24 protein-coding genes and 2 tRNA genes are annotated in these 23,769 nt (G+C 45.0%); 7 read left to right on the top strand and 19 right to left on the bottom strand.

Annotated elements, in window-relative coordinates:
- Nucleotides 1-53 precede the first annotated feature (53 nt).
- Together EJ063_RS10650 and EJ063_RS10645 are read left to right on the top strand one after the other, a co-directional pair.
- Nucleotides 54-128: transfer RNA gene (locus EJ063_RS10650), tRNA-Gln, on the top strand.
- 128 nt (nt 129-256) lie between these two features.
- A tRNA-Leu gene (locus EJ063_RS10645) sits at nt 257-341 on the top strand.
- Nucleotides 342-558: 217 nt separating this feature from the next.
- On the opposite strand, the gene EJ063_RS10640 is transcribed toward EJ063_RS10645, so the two are convergent.
- The 15 genes from EJ063_RS10640 to EJ063_RS10570 form a co-directional block, all read right to left on the bottom strand.
- The gene (locus EJ063_RS10640) at nt 559-1,692 is read right to left on the bottom strand and encodes a flagellin (protein WP_126574259.1); all 1,134 of its coding nucleotides are present in this window, start codon (nt 1,690-1,692) and stop codon (nt 559-561) included.
- A gap of 526 nt (nt 1,693-2,218) precedes the next feature.
- A complete protein-coding gene (locus EJ063_RS10635; protein WP_126574258.1) occupies nt 2,219-3,364 on the bottom strand; it encodes a flagellin in 1,146 nt (381 codons plus the stop codon).
- A gap of 365 nt (nt 3,365-3,729) precedes the next feature.
- Nucleotides 3,730-4,923: a flagellar hook-associated protein FlgL gene (gene flgL, locus EJ063_RS10630; protein ID WP_126574257.1), complete on the bottom strand. Its 1,194-nt coding sequence runs from the start codon at nt 4,921-4,923 to the stop codon at nt 3,730-3,732.
- 10 nt (nt 4,924-4,933) lie between these two features.
- Nucleotides 4,934-6,808 (bottom strand): flagellar hook-associated protein FlgK, encoded by a 1,875-nt coding sequence (flgK, locus tag EJ063_RS10625; protein ID WP_126574256.1) that lies wholly within the window; start codon nt 6,806-6,808, stop codon nt 4,934-4,936.
- 305 nt (nt 6,809-7,113) lie between these two features.
- Nucleotides 7,114-8,028: a flagellar assembly peptidoglycan hydrolase FlgJ gene (flgJ, locus tag EJ063_RS10620; RefSeq protein WP_126574255.1), complete on the bottom strand. Its 915-nt coding sequence runs from the start codon at nt 8,026-8,028 to the stop codon at nt 7,114-7,116.
- A 10-nt stretch (nt 8,029-8,038) separates the two neighbouring features.
- A complete protein-coding gene (locus EJ063_RS10615) occupies nt 8,039-9,130 on the bottom strand; it encodes a flagellar basal body P-ring protein FlgI (protein ID WP_126574254.1) in 1,092 nt (363 codons plus the stop codon).
- Nucleotides 9,131-9,197: 67 nt separating this feature from the next.
- Entirely contained in the window at nt 9,198-9,980 is a 783-nt protein-coding gene (gene flgH, locus EJ063_RS10610) for a flagellar basal body L-ring protein FlgH (RefSeq protein WP_126574253.1), read from the bottom strand.
- Nucleotides 9,981-10,003: 23 nt separating this feature from the next.
- Nucleotides 10,004-10,792 carry a flagellar basal-body rod protein FlgG gene (gene flgG / locus EJ063_RS10605; RefSeq protein WP_126574252.1) on the bottom strand — a complete coding sequence of 263 codons (789 nt, stop codon included), beginning with the start codon at nt 10,790-10,792 and terminating at the stop codon, nt 10,004-10,006.
- Nucleotides 10,793-10,811: 19 nt separating this feature from the next.
- Nucleotides 10,812-11,561 (bottom strand): flagellar basal-body rod protein FlgF, encoded by a 750-nt coding sequence (flgF, locus tag EJ063_RS10600; protein ID WP_126574251.1) that lies wholly within the window; start codon nt 11,559-11,561, stop codon nt 10,812-10,814.
- Between the two features lie 205 nt (nt 11,562-11,766).
- Entirely contained in the window at nt 11,767-13,071 is a 1,305-nt protein-coding gene (gene flgE, locus EJ063_RS10595; protein ID WP_126574250.1) for a flagellar hook protein FlgE, read from the bottom strand.
- 44 nt (nt 13,072-13,115) lie between these two features.
- Nucleotides 13,116-13,829, bottom strand: coding sequence for a flagellar hook assembly protein FlgD (flgD, locus tag EJ063_RS10590; protein WP_126574249.1), 714 nt, complete (start codon nt 13,827-13,829; stop codon nt 13,116-13,118).
- A gap of 17 nt (nt 13,830-13,846) precedes the next feature.
- The gene (gene flgC / locus EJ063_RS10585) at nt 13,847-14,263 is read right to left on the bottom strand and encodes a flagellar basal body rod protein FlgC (protein ID WP_126574248.1); all 417 of its coding nucleotides are present in this window, start codon (nt 14,261-14,263) and stop codon (nt 13,847-13,849) included.
- Complete coding sequence (flgB, locus tag EJ063_RS10580) at nt 14,263-14,661, bottom strand: flagellar basal body rod protein FlgB (protein ID WP_126574247.1); 399 nt, start codon at nt 14,659-14,661, stop codon at nt 14,263-14,265. The genes flgC and flgB overlap by 1 nt, the downstream gene beginning before the upstream one ends.
- A 273-nt stretch (nt 14,662-14,934) precedes the next feature.
- Complete coding sequence (locus tag EJ063_RS10575) at nt 14,935-15,762, bottom strand: protein-glutamate O-methyltransferase (RefSeq protein ID WP_126574246.1); 828 nt, start codon at nt 15,760-15,762, stop codon at nt 14,935-14,937.
- Between the two features lie 11 nt (nt 15,763-15,773).
- On the bottom strand, nt 15,774-16,700 hold the full coding sequence (locus tag EJ063_RS10570) for a chemotaxis protein CheV (protein ID WP_126574245.1): 927 nt from the start codon (nt 16,698-16,700) through the stop codon (nt 15,774-15,776).
- A gap of 77 nt (nt 16,701-16,777) precedes the next feature.
- Between EJ063_RS10570 and flgA the strand changes: the two genes are divergently transcribed.
- From flgA to EJ063_RS10555, 3 genes are all read left to right on the top strand, one after another.
- Nucleotides 16,778-17,524, top strand: coding sequence for a flagellar basal body P-ring formation chaperone FlgA (gene flgA, locus EJ063_RS10565; RefSeq protein WP_126574244.1), 747 nt, complete (start codon nt 16,778-16,780; stop codon nt 17,522-17,524).
- An 80-nt stretch (nt 17,525-17,604) separates the two neighbouring features.
- The gene (gene flgM / locus EJ063_RS10560; RefSeq protein WP_126574243.1) at nt 17,605-17,919 is read left to right on the top strand and encodes a flagellar biosynthesis anti-sigma factor FlgM; all 315 of its coding nucleotides are present in this window, start codon (nt 17,605-17,607) and stop codon (nt 17,917-17,919) included.
- A gap of 19 nt (nt 17,920-17,938) precedes the next feature.
- Nucleotides 17,939-18,364, top strand: a complete 426-nt coding sequence (locus tag EJ063_RS10555) for a flagella synthesis protein FlgN (protein ID WP_126574242.1) — start codon at nt 17,939-17,941, stop codon at nt 18,362-18,364.
- Between the two features lie 94 nt (nt 18,365-18,458).
- Here EJ063_RS10555 and flgP read toward each other — a convergent pair whose 3' ends face one another.
- Together flgP and EJ063_RS10545 are read right to left on the bottom strand one after the other, a co-directional pair.
- The gene (flgP, locus tag EJ063_RS10550; RefSeq protein WP_126574241.1) at nt 18,459-18,890 is read right to left on the bottom strand and encodes a flagellar assembly lipoprotein FlgP; all 432 of its coding nucleotides are present in this window, start codon (nt 18,888-18,890) and stop codon (nt 18,459-18,461) included.
- A gap of 8 nt (nt 18,891-18,898) precedes the next feature.
- Complete coding sequence (locus EJ063_RS10545) at nt 18,899-19,534, bottom strand: FlgO family outer membrane protein (RefSeq protein WP_126574240.1); 636 nt, start codon at nt 19,532-19,534, stop codon at nt 18,899-18,901.
- Between the two features lie 161 nt (nt 19,535-19,695).
- Between EJ063_RS10545 and EJ063_RS10540 the strand changes: the two genes are divergently transcribed.
- Together EJ063_RS10540 and EJ063_RS10535 are read left to right on the top strand one after the other, a co-directional pair.
- Nucleotides 19,696-20,829 carry a flagellar assembly protein FlgT gene (locus EJ063_RS10540; RefSeq protein ID WP_126574239.1) on the top strand — a complete coding sequence of 378 codons (1,134 nt, stop codon included), beginning with the start codon at nt 19,696-19,698 and terminating at the stop codon, nt 20,827-20,829.
- A 121-nt stretch (nt 20,830-20,950) separates the two neighbouring features.
- Nucleotides 20,951-21,457, top strand: a complete 507-nt coding sequence (locus tag EJ063_RS10535) for a Fe3+-citrate ABC transporter substrate-binding protein (protein WP_126574238.1) — start codon at nt 20,951-20,953, stop codon at nt 21,455-21,457.
- Between the two features lie 62 nt (nt 21,458-21,519).
- Here EJ063_RS10535 and EJ063_RS10530 read toward each other — a convergent pair whose 3' ends face one another.
- On the bottom strand, nt 21,520-22,488 hold the full coding sequence (locus EJ063_RS10530; protein ID WP_126574237.1) for an OmpA family protein: 969 nt from the start codon (nt 22,486-22,488) through the stop codon (nt 21,520-21,522).
- 236 nt (nt 22,489-22,724) lie between these two features.
- The gene (locus tag EJ063_RS10525; RefSeq protein WP_126574236.1) at nt 22,725-23,699 is read right to left on the bottom strand and encodes an OmpA family protein; all 975 of its coding nucleotides are present in this window, start codon (nt 23,697-23,699) and stop codon (nt 22,725-22,727) included.
- Nucleotides 23,700-23,769 lie beyond the last annotated feature (70 nt).

Below are 23,769 nucleotides of genomic sequence, written 5' to 3'. Positions count from 1 at the left end.
TTCAAGTCTCTCCTTCCGCACCATTCTTTAAGTCTCTTTAATTAGAGCACTGCAGGTCTATCGCCAAGCGGTAAGGCAGCGGCTTTTGATGCCGCCATTCCCTGGTTCGAATCCAGGTAGACCTGCCACTATTTAAAGGTTCAGTGGATATACATCTTTTGATGCCTCGTCTATTGTCCCTGGTTCGGCTCTAAGTAGCCTGCCATATACAACGTCTTATTGATTCTCCAATTATCAGTAATGACTACAAATTGATGCGGAAGTGGCGGAATTGGTAGACGCACCAGATTTAGGTTCTGGCGCCGCAAGGTGTGAGAGTTCAAGTCTCTCCTTCCGCACCATTTTTACTCTAGAAATAGAGAGCGAGACCCAGCTTTTTAGCTGGGTTTTCTTTTATCTGCAATTCCATTATTTACTCTCTCCCGTCTTCTTTCCAATATGTTCTTGTTTTTCTAAGAGTGAGCTGGGAAGTTCGCTCAATAAGAAGAAAAAAAATCCAGCCGAAGCTGGATTTTGTCGTTAAGTCATGACTTTTTGTATTTCTAAAGAATCAGTTCTTTAGCCTAAAAGCCCCAACGCTGAGTTGGGCGCTTGCTTTGCTTGAGCAAGTACAGAACTAGAAGCTTGAGTCAGGATCTGAGACTTGGTCAGTGCAGTCGTTTCTTTCGCAAAGTCGGTATCTTTAATACGGCTCTTCGATGCATTCACGTTTTCATTAATGTTTTCAAGGTTGTTGATCGCATGGTTGAAACGGTTTTGGAATGCACCAAGTTCCGCCCGGTGGCTATCTACAAACTTGAGTGCTGCATCAACGATGGCAACGGACTCTTGAGCTCCTGCTACAGACGTCACATCGATGGAATCAACAGTAACCGCTTGAGCTGCTCCGAAACTAAGTTCGCCCGCTAAAGCGCCTCCAAACGTCGCTGCGCCATCAACCTTATTGTTGTCTGTAAATAGCTGTAGGTTACCCTCTTCGCCAACAGAGGCTTTCACAAGATCTGTCTGACCGTTGATATAAGTGGCAAGCTCTTCAATATCATCACCTTCTTTGGCATTGATAGTGATATTTTGCGCGTTACCAAACTTGTCGGTTAGTGCAATCGTTAAATCATTCGCACCAGCTTGTACAGACCAATCTTTACCTTGGCCATTCGCTGCTACATAACTATTACCACCCATCATTGTATTGTCGCTGCGCATGTTGTTCATGGTTAGCATGACTGCCTCACCATTGTCCGCGCCGATCTGGAATGATTTAGTCGCAAATGTGCCGTTCAGAAGCTTGTTACCACCAAAGGAAGTCGTTTCAGCAATACGATTTAACTCATCGTTTAAAGCTGTGATCTCTTCTTGGATAGCAACGCGTTCAGATTTTGAGTTAGAGCCGTTTGCAGATTGTAGTGATAGATCACGCATACGTTGCAGAATGTTGGTTGTTTCATTCATGGCACCTTCTGCGGTCTGTGCCATCGAAATACCATCATTTGCGTTACGTACCGCAACATCAAGACCACGGCTTTGTACATTCAATCGATTCGAGATCTGTAGACCTGCCGCATCGTCTTTTGCACTGTTGATTTTAAAGCCAGAAGATAATCTTTCCATTGACGTTTGCTGCGCTGAGTTTGCGCTGTTTAGATAGCGTTGTGCTGTCATCGCAGGAACGTTTGTATTTACATTAACCGCCATAGTGGTTCTCCTATTGATTTCCCAGTTACCGGAGTATCCGAAGGTTTCCGACGTCTCGGAAAACCAATGAGTTCTCTCAAAGTACCCTTTATAACGACCTTAAAGTGAACAACTTTAGAGCAATACGTAGAAAAAATAACCATTTCATTGCTATGCCTTTGAAAGTATGACAAAACAAAGATATATGAAATTAGATGCTAAAGTTTTGCTGAAACTTGTCGGGGCACAAAGAAAACTAAGAGCGTGAAAAATCAACGTGGCAAAGGGGCCAACAAGCAGAAAATAGATGATGAAATAGAGAGATAGTAGAAAAGAAAAAGCCCCTTTCCTTTGAGAGAACCGGGGCTATTGTGGTAACCAATGCCGATGGAGATCGAGAGAAATGATCGCTGCCTGGTTACCGCTACATAGGTAAATCCGTTATGAAACAGGAGTGAGAGAGAGTTTCATGACCTCATTACTTATGTTTGCCGTCACGCCTTCACCAACCCTACGTCTAGGTTACTGCTAGTGAAGTTGTAGACTACTACTGCAATAGTGACATTGCAGAGTTTGGCAATTGTTTTGCTTGAGCAAGTATTGAAGTACCCGCTTGTTGCAGAATTTGTGATTTGGTCATCGCTGTCGTTTCTTTCGCGAAGTCAGTGTCACGAATACGACTGTTTGATGCCTCAACGTTTTCTTGGATGTTCGCCAAGTTATTGATGCTGTGGCTTAAGCGGTTCTGTTTCGCACCTAAATCGGCACGTTGTGAATCCACGTATTTAAGCGCCGCATCGATAATACCAACCGCGTTTTGTGCACCACCCACTGAGTTCACATCAACGTTTTGCACGGTTGTTTGAACACCTGGGCCACCCGTTAGACCTAGCTCACCAGCAAGACCACCTGAAATATTCATGTTGCCTTCTAGATTCGGTTCAGCAGCAAAGATTTGCAGACGACCATCTTGATCGACAGACGCTTTCAGCTTGTCTGTTTGACCATTAATGTACGTCGCTAGCTCTTCGATGTCATCACCCTCTTTCGCAAGGATATCTAGAGTGACAGCTTCACCGTCTTTCGTTGTGAATTCTAACTTAAGATCTTTTGCTGTTGGTGGAACACCCCAGTCTTTATCTTTTGCATTTTCCGGTGCAGAGATGAACGTTTGACCACCCATACGGAAATCATCAGCACGTACGCTTGTCAGACCCATGATGATCGCTTCACCTGAGCTCGCACCAATTTGGAATGATGCTTCGCCAAATGAACCGTTAAGCAGTTTACGACCACCAAACGATGTTGTTTCCGCGATACGGTTGAGTTCATCTTGCAGAGCAGACACTTCTTCGTGTAGAGCTTGACGCTCAGACGCCGAGTTAGTGCCGTTCGCTGATTGTAGCGATAGGTCGCGCATACGCTGCAGGATAGAGGTCGATTCGTTCATCGCACCTTCTGCGGTTTGAGCGATGGAAATACCATCGTTCGCGTTACGCATAGCCACATCAAGACCACGAGACTGTGCCGTCAATCGGTTCGAGATCTGCAGACCAGCCGCATCGTCTTTTGCGCTGTTAATTTTTTGGCCAGACGACAGACGCTCCATCGAGGTATTAAGGTCACCCGTTGCCTTGTTTAAGTAACGCTGAGCGGTCATCGCTGAAACGTTAGTATTTACTGTTATGGTCATAGTTTGCTCTCCTATTGAGTTCGCAACTGATTGCGAAGCGGCCAGCTTTGTCTCATTTGGAAGCACTGACCGTAAATTCGTCGCTAAGTCGGAGTTTCTCCAACTTAAAGCTGGTTAATTAAACTCTGTTCTAAGTTAATCCAAGTTGTGTGCCAACTTTTCAAAACCAGATAATTAAATTAATTTAATAATAATTTCATGTACTTATGATTAGCCTGTCGACCTATCACTTCACTTGACCTTATTTTTCTTACACTGCGGCAAACCGGTTGCCGCTTACTTTGCCACCATTTGCCGTCATGACATAGGAAGCTCTCTTTCAACAATTAACTCGCACTTACGGCATAGCACGTAAGGCAGTGAGCTTAGATATAGTTGAATAGAGTCAAATCTTTGGTTTTACCAAACGCTTGCTGTGAAGCCTGCAATGCACGCGAGTTCTCGTTAAATTCGATGATCGCTTCTGCATAGTCGAGATCTTCAAAGTTACTCTTTGATTTCGCTAGCGTCATTTTGAAATCTTCATGCTGCTCTTCTTGGATATCCAAGGTATTGAGGCGAGCACCTACATCGGTTCTTGCCTTGTTCAAATGAATAAACGCCGCGTGAAACTCTTGGGTCACTTGATGGAGCTTTGCCGTGTTTGATGAATCCGACACCGAGCCCGAAGAGAAGGCCATCGCATCTTGGAATGTATCGAACACGCTAAAGGTGTCTCGGCGATCCAGTACGATTTCATCACCTTTGGTGATCTGCCCTTTCACCTGAATCGTCACGCCTTCAAATTTAATCCCTTCTGCAGGGTTAAAGTTATCCGCTTTTACCACCGCCCCATCACGCTCTAGCTGATAGCCGTATTTGCCATCAGGCATATCAACAAACGTCACCTTGTATGACGATTGGTCATCAGGGTTCGTATTCGTCGCACGTTCAAGCAGTAGCTCTGACGCTTCTTTCAAATTGTATTGAGGCTCAAAGTTGCCGAATGGGTTATCAATTTCCATGTACAGCTTGCTACCAGGGTTATTGATTGGCATCTCTAGGCTATTCGAGATCTTCATTTTTCTCTGATAGTCATCACCGGCGTAAGTCACTTCACCATTCTTATCTCGGAAAAAAGGCTGATTCTTTGGCTTAGTTCCGGCGAAGATATAATTGCCTGACTCGTCTTGTACGTTCACAAGGTTTAAGAAGTTATTCGCTAACTCCTGAACTTCACGGCGTTTGGCCACTCGGTCTTCTGGTGACAATGAACCATTGATCATTTCCATTACCGTGCGTTTCGCTTCATCGGTAAATTCTTCTGCGTTAGAAATGATCACTTCGTGGTGCTCTAGGCGATTTCGCGTCAGAACAATCGCATCGGTGTACTGACGAAGTTGTTCTTTCTGCTGGCCAATATTCTGGATGTAATGGGTAGCAAGTGGATCATCACTCGCTTTCATTAGCTTCTTACCAGACGCCAACTGCGCGTGGTTATGATGAACTTTCGCTTCAGAACGACGAAGATCATTCTGTACCGACTGATAGTTATGGAAGCTTGAAATTCGATTGATCATTTATGCCTCCCTACCTTAGTGCCAGTATTGTGTTAAAGGTGTCATTTGCCGCCTGCATGATGCGAGATGAAGCCATATACGCTTGTTGGAACTTCATCATATTTGCCGCTTCTTCATCGAGGTTTACCCCTGAGATAGAAGCAACACGCTCTTGCGCCGATTCTTTTTCTAACCGCGATACATCCGTTAATCGCGAGGCTGTTGACATTTGTAAGCCAACATCGGTATTCAGGTTGTGGTAAATGTCCAAAATGGTTGATTCACCATCGTTAAGGTCTTTGTTTGTTTGGATATTTTGCATTTTTAGCAAGTTGCCGTTGTCACCCTCTGACGGGACAAGGTTTGCCGTAAACTTATCATTAGGTAATGCGCCACCGGTTAGCTCAAATGAGGTGCCTTGAACCGTCACGGCGCCCGTTGGCGGATAGTCTTGAGGCTGCAGTAGCAACTTACCTTTGGTATCGGTAACGGCAAATTGCTTCCCGTCAGGAGAAATTACAACTTCAAATTCTCTCAATGCCCCTGCCTGTTCAATGTTGAACTTCGCAGTGCCTTGCGCAAACGTGGTTGAAGCTTCATAACTCTGGGCCGCAATTGAATTAGGATCGTTGGTTTCCATACGCATTTGCGCCGCACCATTACGAGTTGGGCGAAGAATCACTCGTTCTCCTGATTCCAAGTCTTGGCGAATATCAATGCGGATGCCATCTAGAGAAATCGACTTATCCACCACTGGCACGACAAACTGCTCACCAGACGGACGTGTAATGTAGTAATCACCGCCGTTGTATTGCAGCGAATACTCTCCGCCGGTCAACTGGCTAGTGTCTTCGATATAAACGGCCAAATCCGCTTTAGAGTCAGAAGACGCCACAACCCGGGATTCAGCAACAATGTCAGAGTTCACATCGGTAAACATGAGTCCACCAATGTTGCCGCGCAGATCTAAACCTTGTGATTGAAGCTTATTGACTTCAAAAGAGAATGAGGTTGCGAGTCGTCCAAGTTCATCCATCAATTGAGGGATTTTTTCATCGCGCATGTCGAGCATAGAACCCAACTTACCGTTGATGTCTTTGGTCGTTATCGCCTTAATCCCTTTGCCTTCAACCATCGCTAAGCGACGTTGGTGTACGTCTGGGTAACCATCAATCATTTTAAGTTCACTGGCTTCTGTACCAGAGACGAGCGTGTGACCATTACCTATATGAACGTTGAAGCCTTCCGCATTTTTACGCGGCGTCACTGTCACTTTGGTGTATTCAGAGAGTTCTGCAATCAGCTTTTCGTGGGTGTCCATTAAGTCATTGTGTGGACCTGGTGTGCGCATCATTAATCGATGTAAATCGCGAATTTCAACCGCTAACTGATTAACGCGTTCGATGCCGAGATCGAGTTTCTTATTAGTCACATCAGACTGACGACGAATGGTTTCATGGAAGTCATTGAGATTTTGCGTAATTAGGGTCGCTTTCTCTAACACCACTTTGCGGGCACCCACATCATTTGGGCTATCGGCCAGTGACTTAACGCCATCGAACCATTCGTTTAAATTCTCAGGGATTTTTTTCGATGAGACAGAAGAAAGCATGCTTGATAGCATCTCTAGATTCGCTTCATCATCGAGTTTATTGGCATGGCTAGTCGTCGAGACATTCAGTTCGTTAACGGCAAACTGGTCCCAAGAGCGGCGAACTTTTTCCACATGCACGCCCATACCATAGGTTTCCCCGCCATATTGGCGCGGCATGTTTGTGCCTTGAATCACCGACTGACGGCTATAACCCTCTGTATTTACATTAGAGATGTTATGACCGGTGGTGTTGAGTTGTCTCTGAGCCGTCAGTACGCTTTGCGAACCAAGATTCAGAAGATCAGACGCCATATTGCCCCCAAGAAACCTATATAAATCAGTGTTAACTGAACATCTAAGTTAGTAAAAGCAATATCTGTGCCATTAGAGGTGAATGGAGTATTTAGAATCACCCAAGTTGTGTTTCTATATGTCATCCTCAAGAGTGAGGAACGAACGAGTTGGGGATCTCTGTAAGATGGTAATGAAGAGAGGGCTGATTCCCTACTCACACCTTCGTCGTTCTATGGAATGACATTTTCCGTGAGGAGTAAGCTCGTATATCGGAGCAGCGAGTTCTCGCTTCCAACAAAAAGCTCACCCGAAGGTGAGCTTAGTTACATTTGGTCGATTTTGGCTTTCACTCTCAGCACTTTGTCTGCGTATTGAGGATCTGTCGCGTATCCAGCTTTGTGAATACCATGAATAAACGCTTCGTCATTACCACCATGGCGAAGTGCCGTGGTGTAACGTGGGTTTTCATTTAAGAACTGTACATAGTCATTAAAGCTGTCTTCGTAATTGGAGTACGAACGGAAAGCCGCTTGCTCCTTCACCGGCACACCTTGATGATATTCTAAGGTTTGAGTCGCTACTTTCTCTCCGCCCCAACTTCTATCCGCTTTTATATTGAATAAGTTGTTACTACTGCCACGAGAGTTGTTGATCACCTTCTGACCCCAACCTGTCTCCAATGCCGCTTGAGCCAGTAACAATGAAGAGTCTACACCCAACGCTTTAGCTGCTTTTTCAGCATACGGCTTCATTGAACTCACGAATGATTCCGGCGAATCAAAACGCGCAGGTTTAACCTCTGCTGCGGAAGATTGAACAACAGTTGTTTCGTTCGCAGCATTGTGGCGCATTCGATCCACTTTCTGCATCATGACTTCAAAATCATCATTACGCGCTTTGGCGTTTTGGTTTTCTACGCTACCAGACGTTAACTGAGCCACAATCATGTCCGCTAGGCCTAATGAACCTGAAGAGCTTAGCTCGCTCGACATCTGCTCATCCATCATTTGACGGTAGAACTGCTGATTTTGACTGTCCATCAACCCTGATTCAAACGTCGAGTTAGCATCACGCATCGACTTAAATAGCATTGAGGTAAAAATTGCTTCAAACTGTTTTGCCGCGGCCGTTAGTGCCGCTTTTTCACTGGCTTCATCGCCACCAACCGCGTTTTGACGGAGCTTATCTAGCCCAGCGATATCATGAATGAATCCAATGTCGTTACCGTTATTAATCATCCTTAACTCCTTAGATAACGATCAGCTGACCTTCGATCGCACCCGCTTGTTTGAGTGCTTGAAGAATGGCCATTAAGTCTGATGGAGCAGCACCTACCTCGTTCACAGCTCGAACAAGGTCATCCAACGTTAAGCCCGGCTCGAACTTGAACATCTTGCCTTGCTCTTCTGTTACTTCGATGTCAGTGTCTGGCACGACGACCGTTTCACCGCCACCGAACGCGTTAGGCTGGCTAACATTTAAGTTTTCTTTGATTGCGACAGTCATACCACCATGCGTTACCGCGGCTGGCTTGAGGCGAACATGCTTACCAACAACAATCGTACCTGTACGAGAGTTTACGATGATTTTTGCCGAACCTTCTGCTGGGTTAAATTCGATGTTTTCAACCGCCGATAAGAAAGCAACACGCTGCGTAATATCACGCGGAGCACGAACTTTAACTGAAGTCGCGTCAATCGCTGATGCCATCTGTGGACCAAGGAAGTTATTGACCGCATCAGCCATGCGCTGCGCTGTCGTGAAGTCAGATTCAAGCAGGTTAAAGGTGATGTAATCGCCACGACTAAATGGTGATGGGATCTCACGTTCAACCATAGCACCATTTGAAATCATACCTGCGGTTGGGTTGTTACCCACAATTTTAGAACCGTCAGCGCCAGTCGCACTGAAGCCGCTAACCACAAGGTTACCTTGAGCCACGGCATAGATTTGCCCATCTAGACCTTTCAGCATGGTTTGCATCAATGTACCACCACGAAGGCTTTTTGCTGAGCCAATAGATGAGACCGTAACATCAATGGTTTGGCCCTGTTTTGAAAAGGCCGGCAATTCTGCTGTGATGATTACCGCTGCCACGTTCTTCGTTTTTGGCTTCGTACCCGGTGGCAATTGAATGCCAAAATTTTGTAGCATGGCATTGAAGCTTTGGTCTGTGAACGGAGTAGATTCACCCGTACCTGGCAAGCCTGTCACTAAGCCATAGCCCACTAGTTGGTTACTACGAACCCCAGCAACTTGAGAGACATCTTTGATACGTGCTGCTTGTGCTTGAGTTGCCACAAACAGCATGCTTGTAATGAGGAGTAACCACTTTTTCATAACCAAAACCTTTGCTTTCTAATCTTACCAGCTCGTTTTAGTGCCAAAAAAGCGGCATCAACTGGATTTAAAGAGAGACATTAAAGAATCGTGCCAAGAATCCAGGCTCTTGCATATCTTGCTGATTTCCCGTACCAGAATACTGAATTCTTGCGTTTGAAACCCTGTTTGAAGCAATCGTGTTCTCATAATCGATGTCATCAGGACGAATAGTGCCGCTTAGACGAATGTACTCATCGCCAGTATTCAGTGTTAACCATTTCTCACCACGGATAACAAGGTTGCCGTTTGCCAGCACTTCAATCACTTCAACCGTAATAGAGCCCGATAAGCTGTTACTCTGATTCGCCGCTGCGCTGCCGCTAAACGAATTGTCGTTACTCAGGTTGTATGAGAAGTTGTAATCGCCAATGTTTAGCTGTTGCCCACCGACTTCAAGTGGATCCATCGTCGCATCATTGTTTTTCGATAGATCGGCATCAGAGCTTTTCGACGCATTGGTACTTTCATCAAGAGTCACAGTAATAATGTCACCAATACCGCGAGGTTTAGAGTCATTGTAAAGGCTTGAAACGCGAGCTTGGTTAAACAGAGAGCCCGTTTCTGCTGCATAGTGCTCTGGTTGGTGCGTTGGGTGGATTGGAGCCCATGCGGGATCACCGGCAACCGGATCATTTCTGCCGCGCAATGTGTCAATCACGCCACTTTCATCATCTGCAGACTTGTCACCCTCAACCGCATCCACTGTTGTCGTCCCTTGAACCACGTCTGGTGTTTCGATCGGTGGCTGCATCAACGTACACCCTGACAATGCGGCTAAACCAAACAAAGCTACTAATAATCGATTCATCTCATTACCCTCTAACGGCTAGATTAAAGCTGTTGGTTAACAAAGCTCATCATCTTGTCGACAGCAGAGATGACTTTTGAATTCATTTCGTAAACACGCTGAGCTTCAATCATATTCACTAGCTCTTCAGTTACGTTTACATTGGAGGTTTCGAGCATAGATTGACGGATGTCACCAAAGCCATCAAAACCTGGAACCCCTTCTTGTGGGTCACCACTTGCGCCTGTTGACATATAGAGGTTCTGACCAATTGGTTCAAGGCCACCTGGGTTCACAAAATCAACGGTGGCAATCTGCCCTACCACTTGGTTATCTTGCTGGCCACGAATACGAACAGACACTTCACCATCCGTACCAATGGTAATGCTTTGCGCGTCTTCCGGAATCGCAATTTCAGGCTCTAGCGCATAACCGGCACCAGACGTCACAATCACACCTTCATCGTTAACCGTGAATTGACCATTACGAGAATAGCCAATGTTGCCATCTGGCATTAGGATTTGGAAAAAGCCATCACCTTCAATCATCATATCGAGACTGTTATTGGTCGTTTGGGTATTACCCTGGCTGTGAACTTTTTGCGTTGCCACCACTTTTGAACCTGCACCCAACATTAAACCACTTGGTAGCTCTGTGTTCTGCGATGACTGACCGCCAGGTTGGTTGATGTTCTGATAAAACAGATCTTCAAATACCGCGCGGCTTTTTTTGTAACCTACCGTTGATGCGTTCGCTAGGTTGTTCGAAATCGTTGAAATGTTGGTTTGTTGAGCGTCTAAGCCCGTTTTACTTACCCATAGTGCCGGATGCATAACCTTCTCCTAAATTCTATTAGCTCATACGAAGCAGAGAATCAGACGTTTTGTCCATCTCTTCTGCTGTGCTCATCATCTTTACTTGCATTTCAAATTGGCGTTGCAAGTCAATCAGGCTCGTCATCTCACCGATGGCATTAACGTTACTGCCTTCGATTGCGCCTGTGAGCAGTTTTACATCGGCATCTGCTTCGTATGCCGCATTAGGATCTTTTGCACGGAATAACCCGTTGATATCTTTGAACAGTGATTGATTATTGGTATTCGTCAATTTAATACGGTCAACGACTTCAATCGCATCCGCTGGAGCCCCTTGAGGAACAACAGAGATCGTGCCGTCATTGCCGATTTCGATCTTACTGACTGGAATAGGAAGCGTAATTGGAGCACCTGTCTCACCCAGAACAAGGTGGCCAGAACCACTTGTTAGCAAGCCATTAGCATCGACTTTAAGGTTACCGTTTCGCGTCAAACCTTCTTTGCCGGTTTGATCCATCACAGACATCCAGCCGTTACCTTGAATCGTTACATCAAGATCTCGACCCGTCGTAATGACACTACCTTGTTGAAAATTATGGCCCGGGCGTTCCGTCATGCTAAACACGCGAGTTGGCAAGCCATCTCCGTACGCTTGCATTGAACGCGCTTGCGCCAAATCAGCACGGAAACCCGTGGTACTGACGTTCGCTAAGTTGTTTGCTCTAAGCTGCAATGCCTGCATATTTTGCTTGGCGCCGCTCATCGCAAGAAACAGTGCACGATCCATAATTTGCTCCAATAATCACAATTCTGATCAATAGAAAGCAATAGGTATGCCAACTTATAAAAGTCGTTTTATATCAATAAATTAGAACCAACACGGCAAGTGTGTAGAGAAAATTGAGCGGAAAGGGGAAAGAGAAGCGGCAACATAGCAAGCTGATGTTTGCCACCAGCTTGCTATACAGATTATTGCGAAACAACCAATAAGATTAGCGGATTTGCAGAATGTTCTGTTGAGTTTGGTTGTGAACTTCAAGAGAACGAGAGTTCGCCTGGAAGTTACGTTGAGCTGAGATAAGGTCTACCAGCTCTTGAGTCATATCAATGTTTGATTGCTCAAGCGTACCGCTGCTGATTGTACCAAATGAACCTTTGTTAGACTCACCCCATACTTTAGCGCCCGATGCTTGAGTTGAATCCCACTGAGTACCGCCTTTCTTATCAAGACCTTGCTCATTAGCAACTCGAACAAGAGCTACTCGACCTAAAGTGATGTTTTCACCATTCGAATAGGTACCTAGAACACTGCCTTGCTCGTCGATATCAACCTTAGTTAAGAAACCCGTTGTTGCACCATCTTCATCAAACTTAGTCAGTTCGAACGGAGCGGCAAACTGGGTAGCGTCATTAAGACCGAACGATAGCGTTTGGTTGATGTCAGCACCATTTAGCTCAATTGGGTTAGCACCTGTACCTAGCGGATCTGAAACAATGTTCTGGCCGTTGTTCAAGCTCGCCAATGTACCATCGTTGTTAAACTTCATCGTGTGACCAACATGGCCTGTTGCCGTTGTAGCGTCACCACCGGTGATGTTTAATGGTTTCTCACCTGCACTGTCAGTCACGGTGTAGTATGTCTGCCAAGTGTTAGGTTGAGTTTGGTCTTTCATGTAATAGGTCGTAAGCTTGTACGACTGACCCATTGAATCGTAAATGGTCGAAGACGTTGAACGGTTGTAAGTTTCAGGATCAGAGTAATCAAATAACGCAGGATCTTTCAGTTCTGCGCCCGCAGGTAGGTTCACACCGACTTCGATGTTTGCAGTCTGCTTCGGCTTACCGAATTCTTTTGGAATGTTAATCGCTGATGGCTCGTAAGACAAAACATCGCCCGTGTCCTTATCCACCTGATAACCTAATAGGTATTCGTCATTCGCCGTTACCATGTAGTTATCTTTGTTCAAGTGGAACGCACCGTTACGTGTCATTTCGTTGGATGTTGGAGCTAAGCGATCTTTGGCTACCGCAAAGAAACCGGTGCCACCAATGCGTAAGTCCATTGGGTTGTTTGTATAAATACTTGAACCTTCATGGAACTGTTGCGCCACTTGTGCAGCCTGAACACCTTGACCAGGCGTTGTTTTCGCATGAGTGAACAGTGAGTTAGAGTACACATCACCAAACTCTGCACGCGACTCCTTGAAGCCGTATGTGTTTGCGTTCGCAATGTTGTTACTGGTTGTATTCAAGTCTAATTGAGCGGCGGACAAGCCACTTAGTGCAACATATGACATTCCAAATTCTCCTATCTAGCTGACATAAATTCTTTTAGAAAGAATTACGCCTTACCAACTTCTAGTACTTCAGCAAGTCGAACTGGCGACTCAAAGCCAGCCAGATTGAGTAGTACGTTACCATCACCTTTACCAAGAAGGACGCTGTTGACGTTTGCGTAAGTCGAAACCTCAAACTCTTTCGCCTCCCCGTCTAACAAACCCGATGCTTTCACATTGTATTTGCCAGCCGGCAATGGATTACCGTTTTGATCTTTACCGTCCCATTCAACGCGGTTGTCACCAGCAGGTTTCGAACCGACTTCAAATGTGCGGACTAGCTGCCCCATTTGATCTTCTACTCTCACCATCACGTTATCAACGGCTTGAGGAAGTTTCATCATGGCAGCCATACTGCCGTCATCTGTCTTAACGCCCGCAGCACCTGGAACAAGTACATCTCGTCCAACAAGGGATGAGGCTTGCAGTGCTTGGTTTGATGTCATCGAAGCATTCAGCGTTTCAAACTGATTGTTCATTTTACCGATGCCATCTACGGTCGCGAATGACGCCATTTGCGCAATCATCTGGTCATTACTGACCGGCTTAAACGGGTCTTGCTGGGCAAGTTGCTTCGTGAGCAGTGATAAGAAGTCTTCTTGTTTAAGATCCTGCTTACCTGTTGTCTCATTTGGCTTGTTCTTGTCCTGAAGCTGTTTAAGCTGGTCGATATAGGACAAGCCACTCTGACCAACATTATTATTAATGCCTCCGGCCATCTGTTACCTCCTTATCCCTATTGACCCATCTGCAGCGTACGCAGCAGCATTTGTTTACTCGAATCTGCTACTTGAACGTTCGTTTGGTATGAACGCGAAGCAGAAATCATGTTAGCCATTTCTTCCATTACATTAACGTTAGGCTTGTAAATATAACCTTCGTCGTTTGCAAGTGGGTGATCTGGGTTGTATTCCGCACTCAGCGGTTTATCGCTTTCCACAATGCCCATCACTTTCACCGGCACCGTATGGTCGCGGCCATACTTTGCCTTACTTAACTCAGCACCGAACACAGCATGACGCGCTTTATAGGTATCTTTCGCAGAGCTAGAGACACTGTCAGCGTTTGCTAGGTTACTTGAGGTCGTATTTAGACGAACAGATTCAGCGCTCATGGCAGAACCAGTTACATTGAAAACGTTAAATAAGCTCATCAGTTACCACCTTTAATTGCTTTCGTTAAGTTCTTGAATTTACTTCCTAAGAAGTCGAGTGACGCTTGATGGCGAATTTGGTTTTGCATAAACAAGTTACGCTCTAAATCCACATCCACCGTATTGCCGTCACCGGTGTCAGGTTGTGTTGGAAGACGATACATCACATCCCCTGTCACTTGTGTAGAGGCAGCGATATGCCGACCATCAGTACGACTAAGACCAATGCTTGCCCCTGATGTTGCCGCCTGCAGTGCCTTTTCAAAGTCCATTCCCTTTGATTTATAGCCAGGTGTGTTCGCTTGTGCGATGTTGGTGGAAATCACCTCAGCATTGCGCTCACGTACACCCACTGTGTGTTGGTGGATACCTAGTGCTTTATCAAAAGAAATAGCCATGTTGACCTCTACTCAAAGAACTGACCGTTAGTAATAAATATAAAAGCAATATGTGTACCAACTTTTAAATTAGTTCATATTTTACTTTCACGATTGTTACAGCAATAACTACGCCAACTTTCGAAGCCATACTGTAATTGGATTGAGAATTTGGAATGCCTCACCTGTAGTATACAAGTTATCCTTATAGACTCGGCGATTTTTATAAAAGGAAAAGGCTAGATACAAAAAAGCTCAGCCGGTTAGCTGAGCTTTCAGAGATGATCGTGACAGTTACTTTAACTTGTAAATAATGCCCGGATTACAACGAACCATTTCGAAACGGTCTGTTAAACCAGTTAACGATTCTGAAGCACCAAGCAGTAAATAACCACCTGGATTCAGGCTGTTCGCCATTTGGTTCAGCACTTGAGACTTCATGTCAGGTGAGAAGTAAATCAACACGTTACGACAAAAGATGATGTCAAACTTACCAAGCAGTGCATAGCTGTCCATCAAGTTCTGTGGTCTGAAGTTCACTAAACGCTTAACGTTATCTTTCACCTTCATACGACCATCGCCTGCGTCTTCAAAGAAGTTACGACGACGCTCTGGTGAGAGGCCACGACCTAACGCTAGGTTGTCATACACACCAGCACGACACATGTCTAACATACTGCTTGAAATGTCCGTTGCCGTAATTGAAACACTAGGTAGCATGCCCGGCTTGCGCTGTTGCTGCTCAAGAACCGTCATCGCCATAGAGTACGGTTCTTGACCAGATGAACTTGCCGCTGACCAAATTTTGATTGGGCGCTTATTTGCCGCCGCTTCTGGCAGCAATTTGTTTGCCAGAACTTCAAACGGATAGGTATCACGGAACCAAAGAGTTTCGTTTGTCGTCATTGCATCGACAGCAGCAACTCGTAACTCACGGTTACGTCCACTGACCACATCTCTCAATAGATCAGACAGTGAAGCCAACTTAAATTTGGTAACCAGTGGGCTTAGACGACTTCTTACAAGGTACTGTTTACTGTCTCCCAACACGATGCCACATTGTGACTCTAGGAAGCGGCTGAAATCTCGATACTCTTGATCGCTTATAGTTATTGCTGTCATTAACTTCTCTTTTATTCTGTAAGTGCTGATTTCACTGCGTTACCTAACTCATCCGGGTTAAATTTCGCAATAAAGGCATTAGCACCTACACGTTCGACCATTGCTTGGTTAAATACGCCACTCAGTGAAGAGTGAAGAATCACGTATAAATCTTTTAAATCCGGATTACGTCTAACTTCTGCTGTTAACGTATAGCCGTCCATCTCAGGCATTTCAATGTCTGAAATAACCAAGGAGATCTGATCATAAATGCTGCCTGTCGCCGCCATTTCAACCAGTTTATCGTACGCTTCCTTACCGTCTTTTGCTGAAACCACTTCAAAGCCTAATGAAGTAATCGCTCGCTCTACTTGCTTGCGCGCAACAGTAGAATCATCTGCAATAAGAATGCGGCGGACAATTTCTTTTTGAGATTCTGCTTGTGCGATTTCTTCACCGATTGTTGAATCCATCGTTTCGTCGACTGGCGCAATTTCTGCGAGGATTTTTTCAACATCAAGAATTTCAACAAGTTCATTGTCAATATTGGTTACTGCAGTCAGGTAGTTAGCCTTACCCGCACCGTCTGGTGGCGGTAGGATTGCCTCCCAGTGCATATTAATGATTCGCTCTACCGAAGTCACCAAAAATGCCTGAATAGTACGGTTAAATTCTGCAATAACAACAAATGCTTTTTCGACATCCGTCGTCGGACGACCGCCAATTGCTAAACTAAGATCAATGACTGATACTGTGTGGCCACGAATGTGTGCAACCCCTTTCACTAAAGGGTGCAGGTTTGGCATCGAAGTAAGCTTAGGGCACTGAAGTACCTCTTTTACTTTAAATACATTAATTCCATAACGCTGTCGCCCCATTAAGCGAAAGGTTAGGAGTTCTAATCGGTTTTGACCGACGAGTTGCGTACGCTGATTCACCGAATCAAGAATACCCGACATAAGCTCATCTCCATCTCAAACTTCATGCAAAAAAAATGGTAGTCTACCTGTGGCCATGAAAAAACCAGAGAAACAGAATGACATATTCTAAAACATCATTATGCTCAATTTCCATAACTAATTGTAGAGCTTTCTATAAAAAGTTTTGTAAGTCTATCGGCTTTTTATTCTTTTTCTTTAGTTTTTCGGTACTTTCTGCAACAGAGAACCAAATACAGGCTATTCAACAAAGCGCAGAGGAGTACATTGTCGCTACGATTGAGTGGCCCATGGGCGGTAAACTGGAAGCCACGGCCGCCAATATTGATAGCCGAATTTTTGCCACAGACTGCCCCTCTCCCCTCAATACGTCTTCTTCTTCAACCAACCCAAGTGCAAGCAACATTACCGTGTTGGTCGAATGTTTCGAAGACAACTGGCGTGTTTATGTCCCCGTTCGTCTCGTTCGTTCAGGGCCGCAAGTCACTATCGTCTCTCCTCTTTCGCGTGGTCAGCTGATCTCGCCTCATGATGTGACGGTCAGCATGGTCGACCTGCAACGCTTTAGACGGCAAGGGTTTTCCTCCATTGAAGCCGTCATTGGAGCAAAAGCAAAGAAAAACCTTCGGGCGGGTGAGATCCTAGAGGATCGGGATATTTGCGTGGTCTGCCGCAATGAAACGGTCACGATCAAAGCCATTAAGTCCGGAATGACCATTACGACTAAGGGTGTTGCTCTGACAGACGGCTCACACGGTGAACAGATTAGAGTGAAAAATAGTAAATCCAACCGTATAATTGAAGGACGCGTATCTGGAATCTCTGAAGTCACGGTTGTGTTCTAGTGAAAATGAAAAAATCACTAAAGTTATTCTAGCGTCAGTCGATACTGACATTACAAGTTCTATTTCTAAAAGGCTCATCTATGGCAGGCATTGATAATATACGTTCAGGGCAAACTCTCTCAACAACCACGAGAAGTTCTGTTCGTAATGACAATTCGACCACCAGCGGCGCAGACTCAGCAAAGAAGTCAGCGGTTGCTCAAGATTCTGTTTCGCTTAGCTCTCAAGGTAAAGCGGTCGGTGAAATGCATACTCAAATGGCTAGCCAGCCAAGTTTCGACCAAGCGAAAGTTGCGGCAATCAAAGAAGCGATTGCCAATGGTTCGTACACAGTGAATCCTGAGAAACTGGCCGACAATATGATGAAGTTTGAAAAAGAACTGGGTGGACTTTAACTGAGTGAGAATCCGATAGATGGCTGCACTGCAAGGTTTAATCGAGTTTCAACTAAAAAGTGCTCAAGAACTGCATGATGTTCTAGAGCAAGAGAAGCTTGCCATCACAAATCGAGCTTCCAAAGATATTGAGTTGATTGCGAAACAAAAAGTGACGCTGATCGACCAGCTCCAAGTCACAGACGATCGAATTCGCCGCCACCCTGATGTAGAGAGTCTAACTTCAAACCCAGAATTGAGCCCTCTGGTCGAGCAAGTTAGACAACTCATCACTGAGTGTCAGCAAGCGAACGAAATCAATGGTCAGGCATTACAACGAGCACAGCTAAGCTTCAACAAGCTCAATAACTTAATGAAGCAATCTCAGGGAAAACTGGGGATGACTTACACAGCGGAAGGCCAAACGAAAAATGTGACGACGCTGGGAACCAACATCAAAGCGTAAACAAGCATTGAGCCTTAATAGGCAAAGCATAAAAGAATAAAAGAGAAAAGCGGCAATGATTGCCGCTTTTTTTGTATCAGAGAAGAATGTTCAGTTAGAAAAGGGTTTGTTGCCTTTTTTCTGGGACTTGTTGGACTTCACCGTAATCACGCAGCTTGTCCATTTTCTTGATGTCTAGACGCAATTCCGTCACGTAACTATCGCCTACCTTATAGCTACGTACCACTTCAGCACCACGAATGACACCGTCTACTGCGCCAGAGGTGAGTTCTGTTCCCAATCGTTGATCTTGCAGATCCGCACGTCCGCTGACTCGCATACCATACACTTGTTCTGCCAGCTCTCGATACGCATCTATCTTAGATGCGCGCATCGCTCGCACTTGTTTTTCATCGTCATTACGACCTTTCTGCTCACTGATGCTTGCGTAACCGACAGCCGTTAGCCAATCATCAGGGCGCATATTCTGTAAGGGCTGGCAACCCACCATCATTAAGGCAACAACAAGAAGTAGTAACTTTTTCATCGTGTCTCCTATGGACGCAGAATAACGGTGTATGGTTGAGTAATCGTAGGATCAGAACGAATTAATACTCCATCCTGCGTACGAATGCTATTAAGTGTATCAAGATCTCGACCAATACGATCCGCCGGTAAGAAGCCTTGTGCGGTCGCGACAACAATACGCGACTGCATGCCAACGACTCGAGCATTCACTAGCACACCACCCTCTTGGCGAAGCATAGTGCCCGTTAACACGTATTGAATGTCTTGCTCTTGTGCGAGATCTTTCCAATCACGACTGAAAGCGAAATCACCTTGGTGCGTCACTTGAATCGAACCTGTCGTCTTGAAATCAACGACTTTAAAGCCGCGGCGTTGGAACTGATGGATGAACCCTTCAGAGACCGAATTACCCAGCCAGTTTGTCGCATCCATATTTTGCAGATCGACAAAAGAGGTGACAGCAATCGGTGTACGCGCAGACACACTGGTGTTTGAAATCATTAAGTCTTCTGTCATGCTCTCGACAAAGAAGTCAAGAGTATGACGCGGGCTGTCCATCAGCATAAACTGCGAGCCCGGGTACGGTTCTTTACCGTTATAAATTGGTGCATAGGCACAAGCGGTTAAAAACACCACCGGCACTAGCGATAGCCATTTTTTCATTCTCTAATCTCCGATACATTAAGGCGTAATGTTCAATCTTTTGTCTGATTTCTAAAAGTGGAACACTCTTTGCTTTTCTAACTGTGCAACTATTTAGAAAGGCAATGCCTAAATCAGCTAAGATTTACTAAGCAAAAAATGAACCAACTCGGTAAACAATAATGAAAAAATCACTTCTGACTGTTTTTTCAACGCTCTGCTTGAACCTATTTGCGAATGTCGCAGTGGCGGGATGGTATGAAGTGACGGGAACAGCTTCCATAGTTTCATCGGATGAAGTCGCACGACTACACGCTTTAGAGGACGCCCTCTATAAAGCGGTCAGTTTTTCTGGTGCGGATATCGGCAGCATTTCTAATTTGAAGCCGCTATTAGAAAGTGGGCGCAAAGAGTACCAATTTACGGGTAACGAAGTCCGTTATATCTTAGTGGAAGAAGAGAGAAAGCGCAGTGGCGTTATGTTTGTTCGCGCCCGTATTGATATCTACCCATCGGCAACAGGTTGCCATGTTAACCAATACAAAAAGACATTTTTGGTCGGCAATATCGACTTAGCTTCCCCTCAACAAGCAGTCATGGGGCAGATATACAGCGTAGGTGATGACTTTGCTAACGTCATTAATCGTCAACTTGATCAAGAATCTGCAAGTTTTATCTCGGTTGGCACAACAGACTTCGAAATCAGCAAGCGTTACCCTGAACGCCTAAAAATGATTGCAGAAGACACAGGTGCTCAGTACATCATCGGCGGAGTCATTACTGACTTAACGGCAACGGTAGAACAGAACCTGATCAAAGATGATGTCATTAATCGTCAGTTTGCACTGGAAATGACCATCTTCGATGGCAAGACTGGCAATGAGGTTTACAACCGTAATTATCGCGAAGTGGCACGTTGGCCATTTCCAAAAACCAGTCAAGTTGATACCAAAAGCGCGCGTTTTTGGGCTTCAACTTACGGTGATATGATGCTGCGAGTCAGCCGCAGTATCATGCTTGATCTAGAGTCTGAAGTGTCATGCAAAATTACTTTACCGGAAGTTGTCGCGAAATGGGGCAATACCATCACGATTGATTTAGGTCGTATTCATGGCGTTGAAGAAGGCGATAAATTGCAACTATGGCACACGGGCTCCTTTATCGATCAGCGAGGCTTACCGAGAAACAAGGTAACAGAGACAGACATTACATTAACCGTATCACGCGTTTATGAAAACGAAGCGGAACTGTCAGTTGACCAAGCGGAACTTGCAGGTAGCATTCAAATAGGTGATGTGATGCACAAGATCTTATAACTTTCCCCCACCTTTCATTGATTAGGGCTCAGAAATTTCTCTGAGCCCTTTTACTTCTTACTTCACCAACCCGTGACTTTCATCTAAAATAATTATTAACAAAGTTATCTATAGTTAGAAGATGAAAAAGAGCAACTTAGAAACCAATACAGGCCATCGCTTTATCTCTAAAGCGAAAACCGCTTTTAAGATCCATATCCATACTCCTGATGACAAGATTATCCACCGCTCTGTGGGTTATATTCGCATTGGTGAAAAGAAAGGATTACAAAAGGCAATTAAGTTGCGAAATGAAATGGGCAGCGAAATGTGGGGGAAGTTTTGGCGAAAGCTATTGAAAGACCCATATTTAATGACTCGCCTCCCACACTCGCTCGAACCTAAAATCATCTTCAAACCTCGACCAACAAAAGCCGAACCCGATGCCAAAGACGAATGTTACATCGCGGCATGGCGCAACTATGATGAAAACGGCAAGTTAATCTATAAAAGCGTGGTGTGCTCAATCAAAAAACACGGTCGCTTAGCTGCCTATTCTAAAACGAAAAAAGCGCTCCTCGAGGCAAATAAAGAAAATTTAGAGATCCTCGAATTTATGGGCCGCCTCAACAGCATAGATCTAAAGTAGTTTAGAAACAAAAAAGCCTTGGCACGACAACCAAGGCTTTGTTTTATAAGAGCTAAAAACGATTACTGTTCTTGGTACTCAAACGCTGGAACCACAATTTCTACACGGCGGTTCTGAGCACGACCTTCACGGGTCTCATTTGATGCGATTGGGTTATTTTCACCTTCACCGCTTACCGCAATACGTGAAGCCTCGATGCCTTTCTCTTCCAGCGTATTAGCAACAGATTGCGCACGCTTTTCAGAAAGCATCTGGTTGTATGACGCTGCGCCACTTGAATCCGTGTAACCCGTTACTTCAACTGTTGCCTGTGGGTATTGCTCCATAAACTGAACAAGCTCATCAAGAAGCACTTTGCTTTCTTCTTTCAGTTCCGTGCTGTTCAGCTCAAAGCTACCTGAATCAACAAGCTTAGTTTCGAACGTTTTTACTACAGGAGTAACGACAACCGTTTCTTCCACGACCTCTTCAACAACCATCACTTCTTGTACTGGCTCTGATTGAGCCTGTTCATTGTTTCCAAACTTATAGACAAAGCCCAATGTCGCTGAGTTAACTGCCGCTCTCACTAAGTCATTGTTCACGTCTGTTAGGCGTTGGTATTCTAAACGTACCGTAACGTTTTTGTGCGACTCTAGCTCTAAGCCAATAGCACCTAGGTAAGAGCTATCATTCTTATTGCCGTAGTCAACGTAGGCGCCACCAAACTTACCGTAAAGCGATAGGTCGTCATTGAAAGGGATGTTGAGTTTTGGTGCTAGTGTAAACGCCGTCACTTTTTCATCATTTAAGCCATCTGCCGTATGATCACCAAAGTAGTCATAGCCGCCTTCTAGCGATAAGAAATCTAGAAATTCATAACCAGCAAAAACACCGGCTGCAAATGACTCATCATCACAGTTTGTTGTTGCGGATGTACATGCATCATCTAGCCAAGATTTGCCGACCTTACCACCTAAATAGAACTCAGCATTTGCGCCTGCTGAACCTAACATCAAAACGCCTGAAATTACCGCTGCTAATTTTTTCATGAGTTGTTCCTTTTTATCTCTAAGCTGCGGACGATTGGACAATCGTCCCACTTGTACTCTATGAATTGGCGCTATTAAGGGTCACCCCAAAATGCACACTATTGCGCATGCTAAACGAATTTTATTGCGAGCGATATAACAAATTTGATTGAATTTTCTGTTTTAGTGCCTATACAAAAAAAGCCCCAACCAAAAGGTTGGGGCTCGACATCTGACGTTGCTTAATCTGTATAAGATTATTGTGCTACTTGGTACTCAAACGCTGGAACCGTTACTTCAACGCGGCGGTTCTGTTCACGACCTTCACGAGTGTCGTTTGAAGCGATTGGATTGTTCTCACCTTCACCACGAGCAGTAATGCGTGAAGCATCGATACCTTTCTCTTCTAGAGTATGAGCAACAGACTCAGCACGTTTTTCAGAAACAACTTGGTTGTACTCAGCGGCACCTGAAGTGTCAGTGTAACCTACGATTTCAACGTTCGCTTGAGGGTATGTGTTTAGGAACTCTACTAGCTCATCAAGTTGTGCTGCACTTTCTTCGTTAAGCTCAGTGCTGTTCAGTTTGAAGTTACCAGAACCTAGTTGTTGAGTTTCGAATGTTTTCGTTTCTACTACTGGCTCTGCTGGTGTTTCTTCAACAACTTCTTCAACCATTTCTTCTTCGATAACGGCTACTGGCGCTGCTTCTTCGTTGCTACCGAACTTGTACACGAAACCTAGTGTTGCGCTGTTGCCCATTGCACGAACTTGTTCGTTGTTTGCATCAGTGATTGTTTGGTATTCAACACGTACTGTCACGTTCTCGTGTGAATCAAACTCGATACCAGCAGCACCTAGGTAAGAGTAATCTTCTTCGCTACCGTACTTAACGTAAGCACCACCCACTTTACCGTAAAGAGAGATGTCATCAGTAATCGGTAGATTTACTTTTGGTGCAAGAGTAAATGCTTCTACTTTGTCATCGTTTAGACCGTCAGCCGTGAACTTGCCTAGGTAATCGTAACCACCTTCAATTGATAGGAAGTCCCACATTTCGTAACCAACGAATGCACCTGCTGTTGAGGCTTCATCATCACAGTTAGCGGTCGCTGTTGTACAAGCATCTTCCAACCATGATTTACCTACTTTACCGCCCACATACAGTTCAGCCATTGAAGGTGCTGATGCAAGAAGAAGAGACGCTGAAATTACCGCTGCTAATTTTTTCATTACTGATTCCTCGAAATCTATTTGTTTAGAGTTAGCTTCGGTGCTCATCTCCATTCAAGCTCAATTAAAC

Origin of the sequence: Vibrio aquaticus, assembly GCF_003970385.1 — a bacterium.
Lineage (GTDB): Bacteria > Pseudomonadota > Gammaproteobacteria > Enterobacterales > Vibrionaceae > Vibrio > Vibrio aquaticus.
The sequence above is the reverse complement of the archived record's forward strand: the minus strand, read 5'-3'. Positions and strand labels throughout refer to the sequence as shown.

Excerpts from the sequence above, each read along its gene's own strand:
- flgB (WP_126574247.1), bottom strand. The coding sequence starts at position 14,661 with ATGGCTATTTCTTTTGATAAAGCACTAGGTATCCACCAACACACAGTG.
- EJ063_RS10530 (WP_126574237.1), bottom strand. The coding sequence starts at position 22,488 with ATGAAAAAATTAGCAGCGGTAATTTCAGGCGTTTTGATGTTAGGTTCA.
- flgG (WP_126574252.1), bottom strand. The coding sequence starts at position 10,792 with ATGCATCCGGCACTATGGGTAAGTAAAACGGGCTTAGACGCTCAACAA.
- EJ063_RS10540 (WP_126574239.1), top strand. The coding sequence starts at position 19,696 with ATGAAAAAATCACTTCTGACTGTTTTTTCAACGCTCTGCTTGAACCTA.
- flgM (WP_126574243.1), top strand. The coding sequence starts at position 17,605 with ATGGCAGGCATTGATAATATACGTTCAGGGCAAACTCTCTCAACAACC.
- flgD (WP_126574249.1), bottom strand. The coding sequence starts at position 13,829 with ATGGCCGGAGGCATTAATAATAATGTTGGTCAGAGTGGCTTGTCCTAT.
- EJ063_RS10615 (WP_126574254.1), bottom strand. The coding sequence starts at position 9,130 with ATGAAAAAGTGGTTACTCCTCATTACAAGCATGCTGTTTGTGGCAACT.
- EJ063_RS10555 (WP_126574242.1), top strand. The coding sequence starts at position 17,939 with ATGGCTGCACTGCAAGGTTTAATCGAGTTTCAACTAAAAAGTGCTCAA.
- flgL (WP_126574257.1), bottom strand. The coding sequence starts at position 4,923 with ATGATCAATCGAATTTCAAGCTTCCATAACTATCAGTCGGTACAGAAT.
- EJ063_RS10570 (WP_126574245.1), bottom strand. The coding sequence starts at position 16,700 with ATGTCGGGTATTCTTGATTCGGTGAATCAGCGTACGCAACTCGTCGGT.
- EJ063_RS10635 (WP_126574258.1), bottom strand. The coding sequence starts at position 3,364 with ATGACCATAACAGTAAATACTAACGTTTCAGCGATGACCGCTCAGCGT.
- EJ063_RS10640 (WP_126574259.1), bottom strand. The coding sequence starts at position 1,692 with ATGGCGGTTAATGTAAATACAAACGTTCCTGCGATGACAGCACAACGC.
- EJ063_RS10545 (WP_126574240.1), bottom strand. The coding sequence starts at position 19,534 with ATGAAAAAATGGCTATCGCTAGTGCCGGTGGTGTTTTTAACCGCTTGT.
- EJ063_RS10535 (WP_126574238.1), top strand. The coding sequence starts at position 20,951 with ATGAAAAAGAGCAACTTAGAAACCAATACAGGCCATCGCTTTATCTCT.
- flgC (WP_126574248.1), bottom strand. The coding sequence starts at position 14,263 with ATGAGCTTATTTAACGTTTTCAATGTAACTGGTTCTGCCATGAGCGCT.
- flgE (WP_126574250.1), bottom strand. The coding sequence starts at position 13,071 with ATGTCATATGTTGCACTAAGTGGCTTGTCCGCCGCTCAATTAGACTTG.
- EJ063_RS10525 (WP_126574236.1), bottom strand. The coding sequence starts at position 23,699 with ATGAAAAAATTAGCAGCGGTAATTTCAGCGTCTCTTCTTCTTGCATCA.
- flgA (WP_126574244.1), top strand. The coding sequence starts at position 16,778 with ATGACATATTCTAAAACATCATTATGCTCAATTTCCATAACTAATTGT.
- flgP (WP_126574241.1), bottom strand. The coding sequence starts at position 18,890 with ATGAAAAAGTTACTACTTCTTGTTGTTGCCTTAATGATGGTGGGTTGC.
- flgH (WP_126574253.1), bottom strand. The coding sequence starts at position 9,980 with ATGAATCGATTATTAGTAGCTTTGTTTGGTTTAGCCGCATTGTCAGGG.
- flgK (WP_126574256.1), bottom strand. The coding sequence starts at position 6,808 with ATGGCGTCTGATCTTCTGAATCTTGGTTCGCAAAGCGTACTGACGGCT.
- EJ063_RS10575 (WP_126574246.1), bottom strand. The coding sequence starts at position 15,762 with ATGACAGCAATAACTATAAGCGATCAAGAGTATCGAGATTTCAGCCGC.
- flgJ (WP_126574255.1), bottom strand. The coding sequence starts at position 8,028 with ATGATTAATAACGGTAACGACATTGGATTCATTCATGATATCGCTGGG.
- flgF (WP_126574251.1), bottom strand. The coding sequence starts at position 11,561 with ATGGATCGTGCACTGTTTCTTGCGATGAGCGGCGCCAAGCAAAATATG.